We start from the raw sequence: 6,000 nt of genomic DNA, 5'->3' as shown, positions 1-6,000 counted from the left end.
GTCGGGTCAGCCGGTGAAGGCGGTGACCCCCTCGGGGGTGCCCCAGCCGGTCGGGCCGTCGTAGCCCGTGGTGGCGGTGCAGAAGTACGACGTGGTGCAGGTGCCGTTGTTGCCGCTGGTCACGTCGTTGAGGTTGGCGGTGCCTGCGTAGTTGTAGGGGAACTTCGCCGGGTAGGAGCCGCTGGACGGGGTGCCGGCGAGGGCGTAGACGCTCGCGATGATCGGCGCGGAGACGCTGGTGCCGCCGAAGGTGTACCAGCCGGCGGTGACGCCGTAGGAGTCGTAGACCGAGACGCCGGTCGCCGGGTCGGCCACCGCGGAGACGTCGGAGATCATGCGCTTGGTGCAGCCGGTGTCGGTCTGCCAGGTGGGCTTGGCGTCGTAGGCGGAGCAGCCGGAGCCGGTGCCCTCGGTGGAGCTGGTCTTCCAGACGGTCTCGGTCCAGCCGCGGGTGGTGGAGGACGTCGACAGCTTGGTGCCGCCCACCGAGGTCACGTACTTGGACGCGGCCGGGTACTCGGCGCCGTAGGCGCTGTCACCGGCGGAGACGGTGATGGCGACACCGGTGTGGTTGAAGTACGAGGTGTCGTACGAGGTGTCGGAGGAGGACTCGCTGCCGCCGTAGCTGTTGGAGACGAACTTCGCGCCGAGGGTGACCGCCTCGTTCACCGCGGTGCCCAGGTTGGCCATGGTGGCGCTGGTGGCCTCGACGAGCAGGATCTTGCAGTTGGGGCAGATCGCGGAGGCCATGTCGAGGTCGAGGGAGATCTCCTCGGACCAGCCGGCGTCGGAGGAGGGCAGCGAGGTGGTGGAGCCGGTCTGGCTGACCTTCTTGAAGCAGCCGTTGGCCGTGGTGCAGGCGGACAGGCCGTAGTACGAGCGGTAGGTGGCGAGGTCCGCCTCGGCGTTCGGGTCGTTGTAGGCGTCGACGATCGCGATGGTCTCGCCCGAGCCGTTGGAGGCGGCCGCGGAGGTCAGGCCGTAGGCCGACCGGAGGTTGGTCGGGCTGTAGCCGGACGGGGTGGAGGCGTCGGCGGCCTTGGGGGTGATGCCGGTCCTCGCGGCCTGCTGCTTCTGGAAGGCGGTGAGGCCGCCGGTGACCCGGAAGGAGTTGCAGGCCAGCTCGCCCTTGTGCTTGGGGGTGGCACACGGGGTCGCGGTGTAGGTCACCTTCGACGAGGCGGACGGGGCCGCGTCGGCCTGGACGGCGGTGCCGAAGCCGGCGAAGGCGAGCGCGACGGTGGCCGCTGCGGCGGTGCCGATACGGCGCCAGCTACGACGCAGGGACGATCTGCTGGGGGGAGTGGAACGCATGCGTGCAGCCTCCTGATGTTCCTGAATGGGGTGGAACAGGCGAACAGGGGCAGTGCGGGTGCGATCTGGTACGGCGGTCCGCGAAGAGAATCCTTTGTTGAGTACGCGACAACAAGGGGTGTCAGGAATCCTGACTTCCACATTGCCGAACGCGGGCTTCGCGTGACCTGCCGATGGCCGTCCGTTGTCTTGCGGGTGACAGGCGCTTGACTCAACGCACAGGAAATACAAGGGAGTTGCCAAGGCGTGAAAAACGGCCGGCGACGAGAGACGGCCGGGGACGAAAGACGGGCCGCGGCCGGATGCCGTGGCCCGTCTCTCTTACCCTGCCGCCGAGGGGACCCCACGTCCCCCTCACGGTGGCGGCTCCCCGTGACCCGACGGGGAGGTCGAACGGTGAAGGGCTCAGCCGGTGAAGGCGCCGGTCCCTTCGGGGGTGCCCCAGCCGGTCGGGCCGTCGTAGCCCGTGGTGGCGGTGCAGAAGTACGAGGTGGTGCAGGTGCCGTTGTTGCCGCTGGTGACGTCGTTCAGCGCCGAGGTGCCGGCCGCGTTGTACGGGTACTGGGCCGGGTAGTCGCTGCTGCCCGGGGTACCGGCCAGGGCGTACACCGAGGCGATGAGCGGCGAGGAGGCGCTGGTGCCGCCGTAGGTGTTCCAGCCGGTGCCGTCGGCGCCGTAGGAGTCGTAGACCGAGACGCCGGTGGCCGGGTCGGCGACCGCGGAGACGTCGGCGATCATGCGCTTCGAGCAGCTCGCGTCGGTCTGCCAGCTGGGCTTGGCGTCGTACGCGGAGCAGCCGGAGCCGGTGCCCTCCGTGCTCGACGTCTTCCACACGGACTCGGTCCAGCCGCGGCTGTTGGAGGAGGTGGACAGCTTGGTGCCGCCGACGGCGGTCACGTACCGGGAGGCGGCCGGGTACTCGGCGCCGTAGCCCTCGTCGCCGGCGCTCGCGGTGATGGCCACACCCGCGTGCTTGTAGTACGAGGTGTCGTACGTCGTGTCCGACGACGACTCGGAGCCGCCGTAGCTGTTGGAGACGAACTTGGCGCCCAGCTTGACGGCCTCGTTCACCGCGGCGCCCAGGTTGGCGTCGCTCGCGGACTTGGCCTCGACCAGCAGGATGTTGCAGTTCGGGCAGGTCGCGCTGACCACGTCGAGGTCGAGGGACTCCTCACCGGCCCAGCCGCTGTCGGCGGAGGGCAGCGAGGTGGTGGAGCCGGTCTGGGAGACCTTGGTGAAGCAGCCGTTGTCGCTGGTGCAGTCCGACAGGCCGTAGTACGAGCGGTAGGTGGCGAGGTCCGCCTCGGCGTTCGGGTCGTCGTAGGCGTCGACGATCGCGACGGTCTGGCCCGAGCCGTTGGAGGAGGCGGCGTCGGTCAGGCCGTACGCCGACTGGATGTCCGAGGGGCCGTATCCGGTGGGGGAGTCGGACGCGGCGTTCGGCTTGATGGTCCTGGGCGCGATGCCCTTGACCGCGGCCTGCTTCTCCATGAAGGCGGTGGTGCCGCCGGTGACACGGAGGGCGTCGCAGGCGGCGAAACCCTTCTTCGGGGTGGCGCCGCAGGCGGCCTTCTCGTACTGGACGTGGGCCTTCGCCACCTGGGCGGCAATGGCCTTGGTGCTGACCTTGGGGGTGACGGTCGCGGTGGCCGCGGTGGCATGGGCCGCGGTGCCGAGGCCGGCGGCGGCGAGTGCCGCGGTGGCCGCGAAAGCGGTGCCGAGCCGACGCCGTCTACCGCTGGTGTGGGGGGCGCTGGGGGTGGACGTACGCAACGTACAGCCTCCTGGAAGAGGGGACAGAGGCCTGCGGGTGGGGGGGCCACCGGCGTGGTTGCCGGTGGGGGCGGCGGCCCGCGACGACCATCGCGTTGTTGGGTACGCGACAACAAGATGGGTTTCGGAATCCTGACTTCCGCGTTACCCAAGGGCGGCAAGGGCTTACTGATCAATGGCCGCCGGATGGCCGGAAGTTGGGGTTCGATTGACCCGGAGGGCCGAAGGGGCCGCTGGGCAATGCGCGTTGACGGCGCATTGGGGGGCGTAATGATCCGCTGTCAGCGGGGCTTGAGGCCGTGCAGCAGGAGATGCACGTGGCTCTCCAGGCCGGCCAGGGCCTCGTCCGCGGGCAGCGCGCCTGCGGCTATGAGGCTGGCGAGGCCGTGGATGCCCGCCGCGGCGGCGAGGGTGAGCTGCTCCGGGTCGCCCTCGATGATCTCGCCGTGCCGCTGCGCCTCGGCGGTCAGCCGGACGAAGGACCCCATGGACACGTCGACGGCTTCGGCCAGTCGTGCGTCGATGTCCGGGTCGTGCTTGCGGGCGAACATCAGCGCCAGCAGCTCGGGGTTCTCGACGGCGAAGCCGAGATAGGCCCGGGCGAGCGAGGCCAGGCGCGGCTCCAGGGGGGCCTCGGGCAGGTCCGCCGTGGTCAGGGCCCGGTTCAGGCGGTCGTATCCGCTGAGCGCGAGCGCGTCCAGCAGGGCCTGCTTGTCCTTGAAGTGCCGGCCGGGGGCGGCGTGGCTCACCCCGATGTCACGGGCCAGCTCGCGCAGGGACAGGGCGGCGGTGCCCTTCTCGCGCAGGGTGCGCTCAGCGCTGGTGAGCAGGGCGGCGCGCAGGTCTCCGTGGTGGTAGGGGCGGCTTTGCGGCATGGGGGCCATCGTAACCCGATGTAGCCGCTGACAGCTTTGTTGGCGCCGCCACCTTTGTTGTCATTGACAGCATTGTTGTCGACGCCTACATTGACGCCATGGCTGAGAAGAAGCACAAATGGAACGTGAACGATCTCCCCGACCTCTCCGGGCGCACCGCCGTCATCACCGGGGCCAACAGCGGCCTGGGCCTGGCGGCCACGGACGCGCTGGCGCGGGCGGGCGCCCATGTGGTGCTCGCGGTACGGGACACCGAGCGCGGCCGGGCCGCCGCGGCGAAGGTGCCCGGCAGCACCGAGGTGTGCCGGCTGGACCTGGCCGACCTGTCCTCGGTGCGGGAGTTCGCGGACGGCTGGGACCGCCCGCTGGACCTGCTCATCAACAACGCGGGCGTGATGATGCTGCCGGAGCGGCGCACCGCCGACGGCTTCGAGATGCAGTTCGGCACCAACCATCTGGGCCACTTCGCGCTGACGAACCTGCTGCTGCCGCACGTCACCGACCGGGTGGTGACCGTCTCCTCCGGTCTGCACCGCGGCGGCGACGGCGTGATCCACTTCGACGACGTCAACCTGCGCGGCACCTACACCCCCACCCGCGCCTACGCCCAGTCCAAGCTGGCCAACCTGTTGTTCGTCCTGGAGCTCCAGCGCCGTCTCACGGAGGCCGGTTCCCGGGTCCGCGCGCTCGCGGCGCACCCCGGCTACGCGGCGACCAACCTGCAGAGCCACCACGCCAACCCGCTCGCCCGGCTGGGCATGGGCCTCGGCAACCGGCTGTTCGCCCAGGACGACCGCGCGGGCACCCTGCCCACGCTGTACGCGGCGACCCAGGACCTGCCCGGCGCGAGCTACGTCGGTCCCGACGGCCTCGGGGAGATGCGGGGCGCGCCGACGCTGGTCGGCCGCAGCCGGGCGGCGAGCGACCCGGCGGCGGCACGCCGGCTGTGGACGCTCTCGGAGGAGATGACCGGGGTCGAGTGGCCGCTCGGGGCGCGGGCCCTGTGAGCGGGCGGGCCCTGCGGATGTGCGGGCCCTGTGAACGTCCGGGGGGAGTGGACGCCCTGGTGGTGGACGCCCGGCGACCCCGCCGCCGGACCTGGATACGGTGAGCCGACACGACGTGCACGACGGCTTCCCGGGAGGTGGCGGCATGACCGCCGGCGCCGTGGACTTCTCCCTGACCGGACGTACGGCCCTGGTGACCGGCTCCGTGCGGGGGCTCGGTCTGGAGATGGCGCGGGGCCTGGCGGGCGCCGGTGCGCGGGTGGTGCTCAACGGGCGGGACGCGGGGGCGCTGGAAGCGGCGGCGGCCCGGCTGCGCGCCGACGGCCTGGACGTGGTCGGCGTGCCGTTCGACGTGACCGACCGGGAGGCGGCCGAGGAGGCGGTGACCGCCGTCGGCGCTCTCGACATCCTGGTCAACAACGTCGGCCACCGGGACCGCAGGGGCGTCGCGGAGATGACCCCCGACGAGCTGTCGGCGCTGCTCGACACCCATCTGACCTCGGCGTACGCGCTCAGCCAGACGGTGGCCCGGGGCCTGGCCGCGCGGGGCACACCGGGCCGCATCATCAACGTCTCCTCCGTGGTCGGCCAGTTGGGCCGCACCGGTGACGTCGCCTACGCCACGGCGAAGGCGGGCCTGGACGGCCTGACCCGGGCCCTGGCGGCCGACCTCGGCCCGAGCGGTACGACGGTGAACTCGGTGGCCCCGGGCACGTTCGCGCCGTACGCCGAAGCCGAAGCCGAAGCCGAAGCCGACGCGGACCCGGCCGAGTCCGTGGATCCGGAGTGGGCGACCTGGCTGCGGACCCGGACCGCCCTGGGGCGCTGGGGCCGCCCGGCGGAGATCGCCGGGATCGTCGTCTTCCTCGCGAGTGGGGGTGCTTCCTTCATCACGGGGCAGACGATCGCGGTGGACGGCGGGATGACCACGACGTTCTGAGCAGGGGCCGTTCGAGGCGGGCCGGACGGCCGCGCGGGCGGTTCACAGGAAAATCTCAGTGAAGTCGGGGAAGGTTTCTCACCTTCCTGGG

General features: G+C 71.3%; 5 protein-coding genes. 2 read left to right on the top strand and 3 right to left on the bottom strand.

The window, feature by feature from the left end; genetic code table 11:
* Positions 1-6: 6 nt before the first annotated feature.
* The 3 genes from ABZ646_RS08055 to ABZ646_RS08045 all read right to left on the bottom strand — a co-directional run bounded on the left by ABZ646_RS08055 (position 7) and on the right by ABZ646_RS08045 (position 3,971).
* Complete coding sequence (locus ABZ646_RS08055; RefSeq protein WP_360514300.1) at positions 7-1,314, bottom strand: S53 family peptidase; 1,308 nt, start codon at positions 1,312-1,314, stop codon at positions 7-9.
* Between the two features lie 405 nt (positions 1,315-1,719).
* The gene (locus tag ABZ646_RS08050; protein WP_360514297.1) at positions 1,720-3,087 is read right to left on the bottom strand and encodes a S53 family peptidase; all 1,368 of its coding nucleotides are present in this window, start codon (positions 3,085-3,087) and stop codon (positions 1,720-1,722) included.
* A gap of 281 nt (positions 3,088-3,368) precedes the next feature.
* Complete coding sequence (locus tag ABZ646_RS08045) at positions 3,369-3,971, bottom strand: TetR/AcrR family transcriptional regulator (protein ID WP_360514294.1); 603 nt, start codon at positions 3,969-3,971, stop codon at positions 3,369-3,371.
* A gap of 89 nt (positions 3,972-4,060) precedes the next feature.
* Between ABZ646_RS08045 and ABZ646_RS08040 the strand changes: the two genes are divergently transcribed.
* Both ABZ646_RS08040 and ABZ646_RS08035 read left to right on the top strand, forming a co-directional pair.
* Positions 4,061-4,969, top strand: a complete 909-nt coding sequence (locus ABZ646_RS08040) for an oxidoreductase (protein ID WP_360514291.1) — start codon at positions 4,061-4,063, stop codon at positions 4,967-4,969.
* A gap of 145 nt (positions 4,970-5,114) precedes the next feature.
* A complete protein-coding gene (locus ABZ646_RS08035; protein WP_360514288.1) occupies positions 5,115-5,909 on the top strand; it encodes an SDR family oxidoreductase in 795 nt (264 codons plus the stop codon).
* Positions 5,910-6,000: the final 91 nt, after the last annotated feature.

The sequence above is a fragment of the Streptomyces sp. NPDC007162 genome (assembly GCF_040634175.1).
GTDB lineage: Bacteria > Actinomycetota > Actinomycetes > Streptomycetales > Streptomycetaceae > Streptomyces.
Note: the sequence above shows the minus strand (reverse complement) of the source record. Positions and strands in the feature narration are given on the sequence as shown.